We start from the raw sequence: 15199 nt of genomic DNA on the forward strand, positions 1-15199 counted from the left end.
GGCCGACAAGCTGGCCCAGGTCGACATCGCCAACCTGCCCGACCGGCACGGCCAGCAGCTGCGCAACCTGCTGATCGACCGCTTCTACCCGGACACGCGCCCGTCGAAGACGACGCACCGGCTGGACGCCTCGATCACCGCGTTCGAGCAGAAGCTGGCGCTGCGTAAGGACGCTTCGGCGGAGCGCGCGCAGCTAGTGCTCAACGTGCCCTACAAGCTCGTGGACACCAGCAGCGGCAAGGTGGTCTTCCAGGCCAGCAGCCGCGCGCTGATCGGCTACAACGTGCTGGAGGAGCACTACGGCGCCCTACAGACGGTGGACAACGCCTACGAGCGGGGGCTCATCCAGATCTCCGACGAGATCACCAACCGCGTGGCGATGTACTTCGCCCGCGGCAACTAAGGCGACCATCACGCCGTGAAACTGCAGGGCAAGGCGGTCGACGCGTTCCTTCGGAATCCCGACCCGAAGGTGCGGGCGGTGCTGCTCTATGGCCCCGACGCCGGCCTGGTGCGCGACCGCGCCACCGCGCTGGGCAAGCTGGTGGTGCCCGACCTCGCCGATCCGTTCCGAGTCGCCGAGTTCTACGGCAAGGCCCTGGCCGAGGATCCGGCCCGTCTGGCCGACGAGGCCGCCGCCATCGCGCTGACCGGCGGGCGCCGGCTGGTGCGCGTGCGCGACGCCGAGGACAACACGACCTCCGCCTTCACCAGCTTCTTCGCGGCCCCGCCGCCGGGCGACACGCTGATCGTCGTCGAGTCCGGCGACCTCAGCGCCCGGTCCAAGCTGCGCCTGCTGTTCGAAGGGGCCGACGCCGGCGCCGCCATTCCCTGCTATGTGGAGGAGGAGGCGTCGCTCGGCCGCGTCGTCGCCGACCTTCTGCAGGCGCACGGGCTGCAGGCCGACCCGGACGCCATCGGCTTTCTCGCCGCCAACCTCGTGGGCGACCGTCTGGTGGCGCGCGGCGAGATCGACAAGCTGGCGCTCTACATGGGCACGGACAAACGCGTGACGCTGGAGCACGTGCAGGCCTGCGTCGGCGACAGCGCGACGCTGGAGATGGACCAGCCCATCTGGGCCGCCGCCGACGGCGACTTCGCGGCGCTCGACCGCTCGCTGGCCCGGCTGTTCGCCGAGGGTGTCGTCCCGGTGCCGATCCTGCGGGGCGCGCAGCGCCATTTCCAGCGCCTGCACTTGGTCGCCGCGCAGGTCGCCGCCGGCAAGTCGCCGGATGCCGCCGTCGAGTCGCTGCGCCCGCCGGTCTTCTACAAGATGAAGGCGCGCTTCACGGGGCAGGCGCGGCGCTGGACGCCCCCCCTGGTTCGTCAGGCACTCGACCGCCTGACCGAGGCCGAGGCCGAGTGCAAGCGCACCAACATGCCCGACCAGACCATCTGCGCCCGCGTCCTGTTCCAGATCGCCTCGCTGGCCCGCCGGTAGGGCAGGGGCCGGCGCATAGGGAGGGGGCGCCTGGACGCGGCCCCCGGCCGCGCGATGTTTCCAGTGCCCGCAACCTCCGCCGTGCACCGGAATGCGCCCCGCCGTCCTCGCCACCGCGTTCGCCCTGCTCGCCACCGGCCCGGCCGGAGCCGCCACGCTGGAACTGGACTTCACCGCCTACGGCGGTGGCCTGCGCATCGCCGAGGGGACGTTGCGCCTGGACGCCGCCGGCACCACGAGCGGTCCGTACGCGATCCGCGTCGACGCCGGCTGGGCCTCGTGGATCACGCTCTTCACCACCTTCCGTTATGAGGCGGAAGCCGCCGGCACGCTCGGCAACCCGTCGGTCAGGCCGGCGCGCTTCAGGAGCGAGCGGCAGCTCCGCCGCAAGCGCGACGTGCTGCGCATGGACTTTTCCGGCGCCGCGCCGGCGGTGCGGATGGAGCCGCCCCGCGATCCCGACGACGCCAAGCTGATCCCCGAGGAGGCGACTCGCGGCACCGCCGACCCGCTGAGCGTCGGCGCCGCGGTGATCGCCGCGGCGGGTGGCGCATCCGCCTGCACCGGCCGCTATCCGGTCTACGACGGGCGCCGCCGCTACGACGTGCTGATGACGCCGCTGGGCCGCGAGGTTCTGGAGCCATCGACCCGGCGCATGGCCGCCGGCCCGGCAGACGCCTGCCAGGTGACGCTGCGCCCCGTGGCCGGCTTCCAGAGGGATCTCAACCCGGAGAAGTTCTTCGTGCAGGGCGTCGACCGCACGGCCAAGCTCTGGTTCATGCGCGTCGAACCGCAGGGCAGGGTGGTGCCCGTCCAGATGGAGGTGGAGACGAACGTCGGGTCGTTCTACGTGCACACGACAGGTGTGCGCGTCGTGCCCTGACGCTACTCCGCCACAGCCCGGAAGACGGCGGCGCAGCCCACCAGTTCCACCTCCGGCCGGACGAAGCGCTTGGCCAGCTCGGCGCGCAAGCCTTCGACCGTGTCGTCGCGGTTGGAGAAGACGCCCTTGGCGTTGTAGACGTCCATCAGGCGCCGCGCCACCGCGCTGCGCGGGGCGTCGCCCTGGACGAGCGTGGCGCCGAACACCACAGCACCGGGGTTCATCAGCGGCCGCAGATGGTCGAACGCGACCGCCTTCTCCTCCAGCCGGCCGGGCAGGCAGTGCAGCAGGTACATCAGCCCGACCGAGTCGAAGCCGCTCCCGTCATAGGCGATCGGCGCCAGCACGTTGCGGCGGAGCAGCTCCGGCGCGTAGCGCGCCGCCCGCGCCCCGGCGTGCTCCAGGCTGTTGGGGTTGAGGTCCATCAGCGCCAGCCGCGGGGTGGGGGAGGGGAAGCGGCAGCGGTCCAGGTAGTAGCCGGTGCCGACGCCCACGTCCAAATGGTTGGCCGACAGGTTGGCCTCGCAGTGCGCCCGCAGGCGCGCCGTCGGGCACTTCCAGATCCGGTGGTTGGACACCCCCAGCACCCAGAGATCGTAGACCCAGCGCAGGACCCATCCCTTGTAGGCCGCCTGCCCGGCGTGCACCGCCGCGTCGGTCATCCCCGCCGGCTCCCGGTTCAGCGCTCGCCGCCCAGGCGGCGAAGCACGTCGTCCAGCTGGTCCAGCGTCTGGTACTGGATCAGCACGGTGCCGGCCTGGCCCTGCGGGTTGATCGACACCTTGAGGCCGATGGAGGCGGAGATCTCCGCCTCCAGGTTCAGCAGGTCGGCGTCCTTGCCGCCGCCACCGCCATCGCCCCGCTTGGCGCCCTTCGGCTTCACCGCCTCGCCGCCCCGCACGAAGTCTTCGGTCTGGCGGACGTTGAGGCCGCGCTTCAGCACCTCGCGCGCCGTGTTCACCGGGTCGTCGGAGGTGAGCAGGGCGCGGGCGTGGCCGGCGCTCAGCTCGCCCTTCTCGACCATGCGCTTGACGTCGTCGGGCAGGGCCAGCAGGCGCATCATGTTGGCGACGTGGCTGCGGCTCTTGCCGACCACGCGGGCCAGATCCTCCTGCGTGTGCTCGAACTCCTCCATCAGGCGCTTGTAGCCTTCCGCCTCTTCGAGCGGAGTCAGGTCCTCGCGCTGGATGTTCTCGACCAGCGCGATTTCCAGCGCCTCGGCGTCGGTCAGCTCGCGGATGACGACCGGCACCTCGGGCAGGCCGCCCAGCTGCGCGGCGCGCCAGCGCCGCTCGCCGGCGATGATCTCGAACTGATTCGAGGCCCCGCCCGGCACCCGGCGGACCAGCAGCGGCTGGAGAATGCCCTTCTCGCGGATCGACTCGACAAGACCCTTCAGCGCCTCGTTGTCGAACTGGCGGCGCGGCTGGTAGCGGCCGGGCTGCAGATACTCGATCGGGACGGTCTTCGACTGCCGGACCTTATCGAGGGCGGAGTAGTCCTCCGTCTCCTCGCCGAACAGGGCGGACAGGCCACGGCCGAGGCTGGCCCGCCGGCCGGAATCCGAACGCTTCGCCTCTTCGCTCACGCCGCCAGCCTCTTCTCACGGCGCAGCACTTCGCCGGCCAGGTTGATGTACGCCTGCGCGCCCGGGCAGCGCATGTCGTAGATGAGCACCGGCTTGCCGTGCGACGGCGCCTCCGACACCTTCACGTTGCGCGGGATCACCGTGTCGTAGACCTTCTCGCCGAAGAAGCCGCGCACGTCGGCGGCCACCATGTCGGAGAGGTTGTTGCGCTTGTCGAACATGGTCAGCACGACGCCGTGGATGTCCAGGTCCGGATTGAAGGTGCGCTTCACACGCTCGATCGTGCGCACCAGATGGCTGAGGCCCTCCAGCGCGTAGAACTCGCACTGCAGCGGCACCATGACGGCGTTCGCCGCCACCAGCGCGTTCAGCGTCAGCAGACCCAGCGCCGGCGGGCAGTCGATCAGCACATAGTCGTATTCGAGCGCGCTCTGCGCCACCGCCTCGCGCAGGCGGAACTCGCGCTGCTCGGCGTTGACCAGCTCGATCTCCGCGCCGGACAGCTCCACCGACGAGGTGACGATCGACAGGTTCGGCACGTTCGAGGGCACCGCCGCCTTTTCCAGCGGCATGCCGTCGAACAGCACGTCGTAGCTGCCGACGCCGCGCTTGGCCCGCGGGATGCCGAGGCCGGTCGAGGCGTTGCCCTGCGGGTCGAGGTCGACCACCAGGACGCGCTTGCCGACGGAGGCGAGGGCGGTGGCCAGATTGATGGCGGTCGTGGTCTTGCCGACGCCACCTTTCTGGTTGGCGATGGCGATCACGCGGACTGGGGGCATGGCGGCCTCTCGGTGAGCCTTGATGCGTGACGAAGGGAAGCTGGCGAGGTCAGACACGGGCGATACCACTCAGGCGCAGGATGGTGCCGGTCGGATCGGTGAGGCTGTCGAACCGTTCGACGCGCATCTTCCAATATTTGGTGGTAGCGGTCAACTCGTCCTCCACATTTTGGCCCTTGAGGAACACCGCCGTGCCGCCGTCGCCGAGGAATGGGTGTGCCCAGGACAGCAGGTCGGCCAGCGGCGCCAGGGCGCGGGCGGTGACTGCGTCGGCGCGGAAAGGTTCAACCGCCTCGATCCGCTTGTTGTGCACCGTCACCGACACGCCGGTCGCGCGCGCCGCCTCACGCAGGAAGGCGGCCTTGCGGGCGTCGCTCTCGATCAGGTGCATCTCCGGCACGCCGAGGATCGCCAGCACAAGACCGGGGAAACCGGCGCCGCTGCCTAGATCGACCACGACTCGGGCACCCTCCGGGAGAAGGGGATGGAGCTGTGCCGAATCGAGGAAGTGGCGGCCCCAGACGTCGTCCAGCGTCTTTGGGCCGACGAGGTTGATGCTCTTCTGCCACTTGCGCAGCACGGCCTCGTAAGCCGTGAAGCGCTCCAGTGTTTCACGTGAAACACCGGTGGTGCGCTGGAACGCCGCCGCGTCGGTGCGCGCCATCACGCCACCTTCGCGTCGCGGCGCTTCACGTGGCGCAGCAGCGCCACCAACGCCGCCGGCGTCACGCCGGGAATGCGCGCCGCCGCACCCAGCGTTGCCGGACGCGCCTGTCGCAGCTTCTGCCGGATCTCCGTCGACAGGCTGCCGATCGCGTCCACGTCCAGGTCGTCGGGCAGGGCGAGTTGCTCGTCCTTGCGGAAGGCGCGGATGTCCGCCTCCTGCCGGTCGAGGTAGCCGGCGTACTTGCCGTCGATCTCCAGCTGTTCGCCGATGTCGGCCGGCACCTCGCCCAGCTCCGGCCAGACGCGGGACAGAACGGACAAGTCGATCTCCGGGTAGCGGAGCAGGTCGGCGGCGGACCGGCGCACACCGTCCTGGTTCACGGCGATGCCCATGCGCTGCAGCTCCGCCGGGGTCGCGTTCAGCGACCGGGCGAGCGCACGGCCGGCGTCCAGCGCCGCCGCCTTGCGCCCGAACGCGTCGGCGCGGAGCGTGCCGACGCAGCCGACCGACAGGCCCTTCGGCGTCAGCCGCTGGTCCGCGTTGTCGGCGCGCAGCAGCAGCCGGTACTCGGCGCGCGAGGTGAACATGCGGTACGGCTCGTTGGTGCCGCGCGTGATCAGGTCGTCGATCAGCACGCCGATGTAGGCGTCGGCGCGATCCAGCACGAACCCCTCATCCGACCCGCCGGTGAGCAGCGCGGCGTTTACGCCGGCCATCAGCCCCTGCGCGGCGGCCTCCTCGTACCCCGTGGTGCCATTGATCTGCCCGGCGAAGAAGAGGCCGGCGACGCGCTTCGTCTCCAGCGTCGGCTTCAGCTCGCGCGGATCGACGAAGTCGTACTCGATGGCGTAGCCGGGGCGCACCATCACCGTGCGCTCCAGCCCCGGCATGCTCTTCAGGATGCCGAGCTGCACCTCGCGGGGCAGGGAGGTGGAGATGCCGTTCGGATAGACGGTGTCGTCGTCGAGCCCCTCCGGCTCCAGGAAGATCTGGTGCCGCTCCTTGTCGGCGAAGCGGACCACTTTGTCCTCGATGGAGGGGCAGTAGCGCGGCCCCGTGCTCTGGATCTGGCCGGAGTACATCGGCGCGCGGTGCAGGTTGGCGCGGATCAGCGCGTGCGCCTCCGGCGTCGTCCAGGTGATGGCGCAGTCCACCTGGGGCGTGTCGATGCGCTCCGTCAGGTAGGAGAAGGGCGGGGGTGGGAAGTCGCCCGGCTGCTTCTCCAGCGCGTCCCAGTCGATGGTGCGGCCGTCCAGTCGCGGCGGGGTGCCGGTCTTCAGTCGCCCGAGCGGAAAGCCGAAGCGGGCCAGCGCGTCCGACAGGCCGAGCGACGGCGCTTCGCCGACGCGGCCGGCCGGCGTCGTCTCCTCGCCCATGTGGATCAAGCCGCGCAGGAAGGTGCCGGTCGTCAGCACGACCGCGCCGGCCATGATGGTTTCGCCCGTGCCGGTGACGACGCCAATGATGCGGCCGTTCTCGGCAATCAGATCCTCCGCACCGCCCGCCGCGATCGTCAGATTCTCCTGCTCGGCCAGAACGGCCTGCATCGCCTGCCGGTACAGCTTGCGGTCGGCCTGGGCGCGCGGCCCGCGAACGGCAGGGCCCTTCGACCGGTTCAGGATCCGGAATTGGATGCCGGCCCGGTCGATGACCCGGCCCATGACACCGTCCAGCGCGTCGATCTCCCGGACGAGGTGCCCCTTGGCCAAGCCGCCGATGGCCGGGTTGCAGGACATCTCACCGATCGTTTCGACCTTGTGCGTGAGAAGGAGGGTGCGCGCGCCAACGCGCGCCGCCGCGGCAGCCGCTTCACAGCCCGCATGGCCGCCGCCGACAACAATGACGTCGAATTTCCGCATGGGCGCGACCATAAGAGAAATCGCCCGCCACGCCAAGAGGGGAGGTCGGCTCCGCTCAGCCGTGTTTCACGTGAAACATCACTTCCCGATGCAGAAGTCCCGGAAGATCACGTCGAGCAGGTCTTCCACATCCACCCGCCCTGTGATCCGCCCCAGCGCCCGGCTGGCCAGCCGCACGTCCTCCGCCGCCAACTCCGGAAGAGGCGCGCTCAGCGCGCGCGCCAGCGCATCGCGGCACTCCTCCAACGCCGAGCGATGCCGCGCGCGGGTCAAGGCCGGGGCGCCCGTGCCGGCCATGCGCGCACCGGCCAGTTCGGCGAGCGCCGCTTCCAGCTCCCGCAGCCCCGCGCCGGTGCGCGCCGACACCGCCAGCGCGTTCCGGTCACCTACGCTCTCCACGTTGGCCAAGGCGAGGTCCGTCTTGTTGATCACGACAACGGTCCCCCCGTCGACGAGCGCCAGGGTCGCGGCGTCCAGCGCGGGCAGGGCGGTGGCGTCGAAGACGGCGATCTTCAGGTCGGCGGACGCCGCGCGGTCCAGCGCGCGGCGGATGCCCTCCTCCTCGATCTCGTCGCCCGCCGCCTCACGCAGGCCGGCGGTGTCGGCCAGCACCACGGGGAAACCGCCGAGATCGAGGTGCACCTCTATCACGTCGCGGGTCGTGCCGGCCCGTGCCGAGACGATGGCCGCCTCACGACGGGCCAGCGCGTTCAGCAGGCTGGACTTGCCGGCGTTGGGCGCGCCGACGATGGCGATGTGCAGCCCCTCGCGCAACCGCTCACCCCGGCGCCCGTCGGCCAGATGCGCGCCGATCTCGGTGGCGAGGGCCTCCAGCTCCGGCCGCACGGCGTCGGCCACGCCGCCGGGGAGGTCCTCTTCGGGGAAGTCGATGTCGGCCTCGATGTGCGCCAGCGCGCGGGTCAGGCGCAGGCGCCAGGACTCGTAGACGCGGCCGAGCGCGCCTTCCATCTGCCGCAGCGCCTGCCGGCGTTGCGCCGACGTCTCGGCGTCCACCAGGTCGGCAAGGCCTTCGGCGGCGGTCAGGTCGAGCTTGCCGTTCTCGAAGGCCCGGCGGGTGAACTCGCCCGGTTCGGCGACGCGCAGGCCGGGCAGGGCGGCCAGCGCCTCCACAACGCCGGCCACCACGGCGCGGCCGCCGTGCAGGTGCAGCTCCACCACGTCCTCGCCGGTGAAGCTCTTCGGGCCGGGGAACCACAGCACCAGGGCGTCGTCCAGCGCCTCGCCGGTGCCGGGATCGCGCAGCGCGGTCAGCGTGGCGACGCGCGGCGCCGGCAGCGCGCGGCGGGTCAGTGCCGTCAGGGCCTCGCTGGAGGCAGGGCCCGAAACGCGAACCACCGCCACACCGGCGCGGCCGGGGGCGGTGGCGAGAGCGAAGATCGTTGCGGTCATCTGTGCTTGGGTGGGGGTGCTTCGGTGGAGGTGCTTCGGCGGGTTCAGCCCAGCTGGTCGGGCCGCAGCGTGCGCTGCTCGGGAGTCAGCATCAGGCGGTCGACGCGGCGCCCCTCGACAAGGTGCGTCTGCAGGATCTCGTCGATGTCGGCCGGCGAGTGATAGGTGTACCAAACGCCTTCGGGGTAGACGACCAGGGTCGGGCCCAGTTCGCAGCGGTCGAGGCAGCCGGCCGCGTTGATGCGGATCCGCGGCTCCAGCCCCAGCTCCTTGGAGCGCGCCTTCATGTAGTCGCGCAGCTTCTCCGACCCGCGCGCGGCGCAGCTGCCGCGCTTGTGCCCATCCGGGCGGCGGTTGGTGCAGCAGAACACGTGCGCTTCGAAATAGGGCTTCAGGTCGCTCACTTCTTTCCGTCCTTCGGGTTGCCCATGGCCGAGGCCATCTGGTTCCAGAACATCTTCTGCATCTGTTCGAACCCCTGGATGCCGGCGGGCAGCCACGTTTTCAGCATCGTTTCGGGATCCATGGCGTGCAGGCTGGCCGTCATGCGGTTCTGCACTTCCTTCATCAGGGCTTCCTGCATCGGCTTCACGTCGGGCAGGCCCAGGAAGGTGCGCGCCTCCTCGGGCGTGCAGTCGACGTCGATGGTGATCTTCATAGGGAGGTCCCCTTCGTCGGGTCACGGTTCACTATACAGATAGGCGGAACTGGCGCAACGACCGGCCCGCCCCATCCTTAATGCGCACCACCTCCGCTCCCCAGGGAATCCATTGCTATGTCCGCCAATCTTCTGGGCCAGGAAACCAGCCCGTACCTTCTCCAGCACAAGGACAACCCCGTCCACTGGATGCCCTGGGGCGAGGGGGCGTTCGCCCGCGCCAAGGCGGAGGACAAGCCGATCCTGCTGTCGGTCGGCTACGCCGCCTGCCACTGGTGCCACGTCATGGCGCACGAGAGCTTCGAGAACCCGGAGATCGCCGCGCTGATGAACGACCTGTTCGTCAACGTGAAGGTCGACCGGGAGGAGCGGCCGGACGTCGACCACATCTACCAGAGCGCCCTGGCCCTGCTGGGCCAGCACGGCGGCTGGCCGCTGACCATGTTCCTGACGCCGGCGGGCGAGCCGTTCTGGGGCGGCACCTACTTCCCGCCAGCGCCGCGCTATGGCCGGCCGGGCTTCGCCGAGGTGCTGCGCGGCGTGGCCGCGACGTACCGGCGCGAGCCCGAGAAGATCGACCGCAACGTCACGGCGCTTCGGGATGCGCTGTCGACGCTGGCCGACAACCGCACGGGCGACGGCGTCGATCCCCGCATCATCGACCACGTGGCCGAACGGCTGCTGAACGAGGTCGACATGGCGCACGGCGGCATCGGCCGCGCGCCGAAGTTCCCGCAGGTGCCGCTGTTCGAGCTGCTGTGGCGCGCGGCGCTGCGCACCGGGAAGGACACCTATCGGCGGGCGGTGCTGACCACGCTGACGCACATGTGCCAGGGCGGCATCTACGACCACCTGGGCGGCGGCTTCGCTCGCTATTCGGTGGACGAGGCGTGGCTGGTCCCGCACTTCGAGAAGATGCTGTACGACAACGCCGAACTGCTCGACCTGCTCACGCTGGTCTGGCAGGACACCGGCGAACCGCTGTTCGAGATGCGGGTGCGCGAGACGGTGGCCTGGGTGCTGCGCGAGATGGTGGCCGAGGGTGGCGCCTTCGCCAGCACGCTGGACGCCGACAGCGAGGGCGAGGAGGGCAAGTTCTACGTCTGGAGCGAGGCGGAGGTCGACCGGCTGCTGGGCACCGACGCGCCGCTGTTCAAGCGCTGGTACGACGTGACGGGGGCCGGCAACTTCGAGGGACACACCATCCTCAACCGCCTGGACCATCTGGCGCTGGGCGATGCGGAGACGGAGACCAGGCTGGCCAACCTGCGCGGCGTGCTGTTCGACGCGCGCGCCGACCGCGTCCGGCCGGGATGGGACGACAAGGTTCTGGCCGACTGGAACGGGCTGATGATCGCGGCGCTGGCCAACGCCGGCATGGCGTTCGACGAGCCGGCGTGGATCGACGCGGCGCGGCGCGCCTTCACCTTCGTGCGCACGCGCATGACGGTGGACGGCCGGCTTTTCCACTCCTGGCGCGCCGGGCAGCGCAGGCACCCGGCGACGCTCGACGACTACGCCAACATGGCGCGCGCCGCGCTGGCGCTGTACGAGGCCACCGGCAACCCGGCGACGATCGCGGAGGCCGAGGCGCTCGCCGCTGTGCTGGACAAGCACTATTGGGACGGCGAGCGCGGCGGCTACTTCCTCACGGCGGACGATGCCGGCGACCTGATCGTCCGCACCAAGTCGGCGCACGACGCGGCGACACCGTCGGGCAACGGCACCATGGTCGGCGTGCACGCGCGGCTGTGGCTGCTCACCGGCGACGAGGCGCACCGCACCCGCGCCGACGCGCTGGTGACGGCGTTCGCCGGGGAGCTGGAGCGCAACTTCTTCCCGCTGCCGACCTACCTGAACGCCATCGAGCTGCTGAACGCGGCCACGCAGGTGGTCATCGTCGGCGACCCGAATGCGGAGGGCACGCGCACACTGCGCCGCGCGGTGCTCGGCCGGTCGCTCCCCAACCGCGTGCTGGTGAGCGTGCCGCCGGGTGCGGCGCTGCCAGACGGGCACCCGGCGCAGGGCAAGGGCATGCTGGACGGCAGGCCGACGGCCTACGTATGCTCGGGCATGGCCTGCTCGGCGCCGGTGACCGACGCCGCGGCCCTGGCCGACACCCTCTCAGGACGGTGACCGCATGGGCGTTCTGACCATCGACAGCCCGCTCGGCCCCCTGGTGCTGCGCAGCGCCGGGGGTGCCCTGACCAGCCTCGACTGGGCTACCGGGCCGCAGGACGATCCGGACGAGGTGCTGCGCGCGGCGGCGCAGCAGCTCGCCGACTATTTCGCCGGGCGGCGCGCGGCGTTCGACCTGCCGCTGCGGCCGGCCGGCAGCGCGTTCCAGCAACGGGTGTGGGCGGCCATGAGCGAGATCGCCTACGCCCGCACCGCGACCTATGGTGACCTGGCGCACCGGCTGGGCACCGCGGCGCGGGCGGTGGGCGGGGCGTGCGGGCGCAACCCGCTGCCCATCATCATCCCGTGCCACCGCGTCGTCGGCGGGCAGGGGAAGCCGGGCGGCTATTCCGGCCACGGCGGGCTGGAGACGAAGGGCTGGCTGCTGGCGCACGAGCGGGCGCATGTGCCGGCGGTTTCGATAGCCGCTCCCTGAACGGCCGCGTTCAAGCTAAACTCATCGCAACGCAGAACAACAGGGTAGGGAGCATCCCCCATGGTCAAGGTGCACGCGATCCGCATCCACGAACCCGGCGGACCGGAGAAGATGCGCTGGGACGAGATCGAGGTCGGCGAGCCCGGCCCCGGCGAGGTCCGCCTGCGCCACACCGCCGTCGGCCTCAACTACATCGACACGTACCATCGCACCGGCGCCTACAAGCTGCCGCTGCCGGCCTGCATCGGCGCCGCCGGCGCCGGCGTGGTGGAGGCGGCGGGGCCGGGCGTCAGCGACCTGAAGGTAGGCGATCGCGTCGCCTACGCGCCGGGTGTCGGCGCCTATTGCGAGCAGCGGCTGATCGCCGCCGACCGGCTGGTGCCGCTGCCCAGCTGGATCGACGACCAGCAGGCCGCCGGCATGATGCTGCAGGGCATGACAGCGCAGTACCTGCTGCGCTCCACCTACCGCGTGCAGCCGGGCGACACGATCCTGGTGCAGGCGGCGGCGGGTGCCGTGGGCCTGATCCTCTGCCAGTGGGCCAAGCACCTGGGCGCCACGGTGATCGGCACCGTCGGCAGCGACGAGAAGGCGGAGCTGGCCCGCGCGCACGGCTGCGACCACCCCATCGTCTACACCCGCGACAACTTCGTGGAGGCGGTGAAGCGCATCACGGGCGGGGAGGGCGTTCCCGTCGTCTACGACGGTGTGGGCAAGACGACCTTCGACGCCAGCCTGGACTGCCTGCGGCCGCGTGGGCTGATGGTGCTGTTCGGCGCCGCGTCGGGCGCGGTGCCGCCGTTCGAGCTGCAGACGCTGGCGGCCAAGGGCTCGCTCTACGTCACGCGGCCGACGCTGTTCACCTACGTCGCCAAGCGCGAGGACCTGATGGCCAGCGCCGCCGACCTGTTCGAGGTGGTGCACAGCGGTGCGGTGAAGATCGAGGTGCGGCAGACCTACCCGCTGCGCGACGCCGCGGAGGCGCACCGGGCGCTGGAGTCGCGCCAGACCGTCGGGTCGACGGTGCTGATTCCGTAAGGGGAGACGTTGGGTTTTCGCTGCGCTCAACCCAACCTACGGCGCCGTCGTAGGTTGGGTTGAGGCGTCAGCCGCAAAACCCAACGACCGCGCGCCGCCTATTCCTGCACCCACAGCGCGTTCTTGATCTTGCCGACCATCTCCGCGTGGGCGGCCAGTTCGGCCTCGCTGGGGGTATGCGGGCGGGCGGGGCGGAAGGGGCGCTCGATGCGGGCGGTTTCCGCCGTGCCGCCCTTGGCCGTGCCCTTGGCGGCCAGCGCCAGGCCGGCCTGACGGCCGCCGCGCAGTTCCAGGTACACCTCGGCCAGCAGCTGGGCGTCGAGCAAGGCGCCGTGCAACGTGCGGCCGGAGTTGTCGACGCCGAAGCGCTTGCAGAGCGCGTCCAGCGTGGCCGGGGCGCCGGGGAAGCGCTGGCGCGCCATGGCCAGCGTGTCGATGGCGCGCTCCATCGGCATGCGCTCGTAGCCGGCCTGCCACAGCTCCCAGTTCAGGAAGGCCATGTCGAAGGCGGCGTTGTGGATGACCAGCGGCGAGTCCGCGATGAAGGCCACGAAGTCGGCGACGACGTCGGTGAACACCGGCTTGTCGGCCAGGAACTCGTCGGTCAGGCCGTGCACGGCGATGGCGTCGGGCGGCACGGGGCGTTGGGGATTGATGTAGACGTGGTAGCGCTGGCCGGTGGGGACGTGGTTGATCACCTCCACGCAGCCGATCTCGACCAGCCGGTGGCCTTCCTCCGGCTTGAAGCCGGTGGTTTCCGTGTCGAGGACGATCTCACGCATGCCCAACGGTCCCTGGCTGATAGCCGCGCGGCGGCCAGTGCCGGCCGCGCAGACGTTTCGCTTTCGCAATTATTTCCTTCAGAGCCCTTCGCGTGCTTAGGCGGCCGGCCCCGGTCGGGACCACGAAATCGGCGCGCCGCCGCTTCTCCGCGTCGGGCATCTGGCGGGCGAGGATACCCGCGAACTTCTCCGGCGTCATGCCCGGCCGCGCCAGCACACGCGCTTTCTGCACGGGAAAGGGGGCGGAGACGACGATGGTGCGGTCGACGCGCCGCTCCCCGTGCGTCTCGAACAGCAGCGGGATGTCCAGGCAGACGACCCGCACGCCGCGCAGCGCCGCCTGCCGGATGAAGGCCTGCTGCGCGTCGCGCACCTTGGGGTGCAGGATCGCTTCCAGCCGCTTCAGCGCCGGGGGGTTGCCGAAGACGGCGGCGCCCAGGGCGGCGCGATCGACCCGGCCGTCATTCACCACGCCGGGGAAGGCGGCGTCGATGTCCGGCACCGCCGTGCCGCCGCGGCCGTAGAGACGGTGCACCAGCGCGTCGGAATCGCAGACCGGCACGCCCATGCGCATCAGCATCCGCGCCGCCGTGCTCTTACCCATGCCGATGGAGCCGGTGAGGCCCAAAATCACCATAGCGTCACCATGGCCGGTCAGCTCCCCAGGACGAAGACCTTCAGCTCCTCCGTCACCTCCGGCTCGACGCCGAACCAGGCGGCGAAGCCGGGGCGCGCCTGGTGCAGCAGCATGCCGATGCCGTCCACCGTGCGGTGGCCGCGCTCGGCCGCCGCTGCCAGCAGCGGGGTGACCAGCGGGGTGTAGACGATGTCGGTCACCACGGCCGATGCTGGCAGGTGCCTGAGGTCCAGGTCGAGCGGCGGCTGGCCGGCCATGCCCTGGGTGGTGGTGTTCACCAGCAGCGCCGCCTCGGCCAGGATCGTTTCACGTGAAACCCAATCGAACACACGGGTCTTCGGGCCAAGCGTGGCGGCGAGGTCGGCGGCCAGCGCGTCGGCGCGCTCACGCGTGCGGTTGACCAGCCAGACCTCCGGCGCGCCGGCGTCGAGGATTGCGGCGATCACGCCGCGCGCCGCGCCGCCGGCACCGACCACCACGGCCGGCCCGGCATCCGCGCGCCAGCCCGGCGCACCGGCGCGCAGGTTCTCGACGAAGCCGAAGCCGTCGGTGTTACGGCCCTCCAGCAAGCCGTCCTCGCGCACCACGATGGTGTTCACTGCACCCGCGCGCCGCGCCGACTCGTCCAGGTGGTCGACGGAGGCGGCGGCGATCTCCTTGTGCGGGACGGTGACGTTGCAGCCGCGCAGGCCCAGGGCGGGCAGGGCGCGGATGGCCTCCGCCGCACGCTCCGGCGGGACGGAGAGGGGGACGTAGGCGCCGTCGATGCCGTACTTGTCCAGCCAGAAGCCGTGCAGCCGGGGCGAGCGCGAGTGCCCGACCGGCCAGCCCATGACGCCGGCC

At 71.0% G+C, this 15199-nt stretch carries 17 protein-coding genes; 6 read left to right on the forward strand and 11 right to left on the reverse strand.

Annotation, left to right across the window (positions count from 1 at the left end; genetic code table 11):
* From lptE to VED21_RS36855, 3 genes are all read left to right on the forward strand, one after another.
* On the forward strand, positions 1 to 403 hold a 403-nt coding region (gene lptE / locus VED21_RS36845; RefSeq protein WP_324891144.1), incomplete at its 5' end, for an LPS assembly lipoprotein LptE.
* Positions 404 to 418: 15 nt separating this feature from the next.
* Complete coding sequence (gene holA, locus VED21_RS36850) at positions 419 to 1441, forward strand: DNA polymerase III subunit delta (RefSeq protein WP_324891146.1); 1023 nt, start codon at positions 419 to 421, stop codon at positions 1439 to 1441.
* 91 nt (positions 1442 to 1532) lie between these two features.
* Positions 1533 to 2324 carry a DUF3108 domain-containing protein gene (locus tag VED21_RS36855; protein WP_324891148.1) on the forward strand — a complete coding sequence of 264 codons (792 nt, stop codon included), beginning with the start codon at positions 1533 to 1535 and terminating at the stop codon, positions 2322 to 2324.
* Between the two features lie 2 nt (positions 2325 to 2326).
* On the opposite strand, the gene VED21_RS36860 is transcribed toward VED21_RS36855, so the two are convergent.
* The 8 genes from VED21_RS36860 to VED21_RS36895 form a co-directional block, all read right to left on the reverse strand.
* Positions 2327 to 2986: a class I SAM-dependent methyltransferase gene (locus tag VED21_RS36860; protein ID WP_324891150.1), complete on the reverse strand. Its 660-nt coding sequence runs from the start codon at positions 2984 to 2986 to the stop codon at positions 2327 to 2329.
* Positions 2987 to 3003: 17 nt separating this feature from the next.
* Entirely contained in the window at positions 3004 to 3912 is a 909-nt protein-coding gene (locus tag VED21_RS36865) for a ParB/RepB/Spo0J family partition protein (RefSeq protein WP_324891152.1), read from the reverse strand.
* Positions 3909 to 4691, reverse strand: a complete 783-nt coding sequence (locus tag VED21_RS36870; RefSeq protein ID WP_324891154.1) for an AAA family ATPase — start codon at positions 4689 to 4691, stop codon at positions 3909 to 3911. Before VED21_RS36870 ends, VED21_RS36865 begins: the two co-directional genes overlap by 4 nt.
* A 49-nt stretch (positions 4692 to 4740) precedes the next feature.
* On the reverse strand, positions 4741 to 5355 hold the full coding sequence (gene rsmG / locus VED21_RS36875; protein ID WP_324891156.1) for a 16S rRNA (guanine(527)-N(7))-methyltransferase RsmG: 615 nt from the start codon (positions 5353 to 5355) through the stop codon (positions 4741 to 4743).
* Positions 5355 to 7217, reverse strand: a complete 1863-nt coding sequence (gene mnmG / locus VED21_RS36880; RefSeq protein ID WP_324891158.1) for a tRNA uridine-5-carboxymethylaminomethyl(34) synthesis enzyme MnmG — start codon at positions 7215 to 7217, stop codon at positions 5355 to 5357. The genes rsmG and mnmG overlap by 1 nt, the downstream gene beginning before the upstream one ends.
* A 78-nt stretch (positions 7218 to 7295) precedes the next feature.
* Complete coding sequence (mnmE, locus tag VED21_RS36885; RefSeq protein WP_324891160.1) at positions 7296 to 8627, reverse strand: tRNA uridine-5-carboxymethylaminomethyl(34) synthesis GTPase MnmE; 1332 nt, start codon at positions 8625 to 8627, stop codon at positions 7296 to 7298.
* A gap of 44 nt (positions 8628 to 8671) precedes the next feature.
* Positions 8672 to 9031 carry a (2Fe-2S) ferredoxin domain-containing protein gene (locus VED21_RS36890; protein ID WP_324891162.1) on the reverse strand — a complete coding sequence of 120 codons (360 nt, stop codon included), beginning with the start codon at positions 9029 to 9031 and terminating at the stop codon, positions 8672 to 8674.
* Positions 9028 to 9285, reverse strand: coding sequence for a DUF6489 family protein (locus VED21_RS36895; RefSeq protein WP_324891164.1), 258 nt, complete (start codon positions 9283 to 9285; stop codon positions 9028 to 9030). Before VED21_RS36895 ends, VED21_RS36890 begins: the two co-directional genes overlap by 4 nt.
* Positions 9286 to 9402: 117 nt before the next feature.
* Here VED21_RS36895 and VED21_RS36900 point away from each other — a divergent pair, with 117 nt between their 5' ends.
* The 3 genes from VED21_RS36900 to VED21_RS36910 are packed head-to-tail and all read left to right on the forward strand — an operon-like array spanning position 9403 to position 12937.
* On the forward strand, positions 9403 to 11421 hold the full coding sequence (locus VED21_RS36900) for a thioredoxin domain-containing protein (protein WP_324891166.1): 2019 nt from the start codon (positions 9403 to 9405) through the stop codon (positions 11419 to 11421).
* Between the two features lie 4 nt (positions 11422 to 11425).
* Positions 11426 to 11899, forward strand: a complete 474-nt coding sequence (locus tag VED21_RS36905) for a methylated-DNA--[protein]-cysteine S-methyltransferase (protein ID WP_324891168.1) — start codon at positions 11426 to 11428, stop codon at positions 11897 to 11899.
* 60 nt (positions 11900 to 11959) lie between these two features.
* Positions 11960 to 12937, forward strand: coding sequence for a quinone oxidoreductase (locus VED21_RS36910; RefSeq protein ID WP_324891170.1), 978 nt, complete (start codon positions 11960 to 11962; stop codon positions 12935 to 12937).
* 98 nt (positions 12938 to 13035) lie between these two features.
* Here the strand turns inward: VED21_RS36910 and dnaQ are convergent, their stop codons facing one another.
* From dnaQ to VED21_RS36925, 3 genes are all read right to left on the reverse strand, one after another.
* Positions 13036 to 13719 (reverse strand): DNA polymerase III subunit epsilon, encoded by a 684-nt coding sequence (gene dnaQ / locus VED21_RS36915; protein ID WP_324891172.1) that lies wholly within the window; start codon positions 13717 to 13719, stop codon positions 13036 to 13038.
* Positions 13712 to 14356: a dephospho-CoA kinase gene (gene coaE, locus VED21_RS36920; RefSeq protein ID WP_324891174.1), complete on the reverse strand. Its 645-nt coding sequence runs from the start codon at positions 14354 to 14356 to the stop codon at positions 13712 to 13714. The genes dnaQ and coaE overlap by 8 nt, the downstream gene beginning before the upstream one ends.
* Positions 14357 to 14373: 17 nt before the next feature.
* Positions 14374 to 15199 (reverse strand): shikimate dehydrogenase (locus VED21_RS36925; protein ID WP_324891176.1); only part of this gene is annotated, 826 nt, incomplete at its 5' end.

Source organism: Azospirillum sp., from assembly GCF_035627195.1.
GTDB lineage: Bacteria > Pseudomonadota > Alphaproteobacteria > Azospirillales > Azospirillaceae > Azospirillum.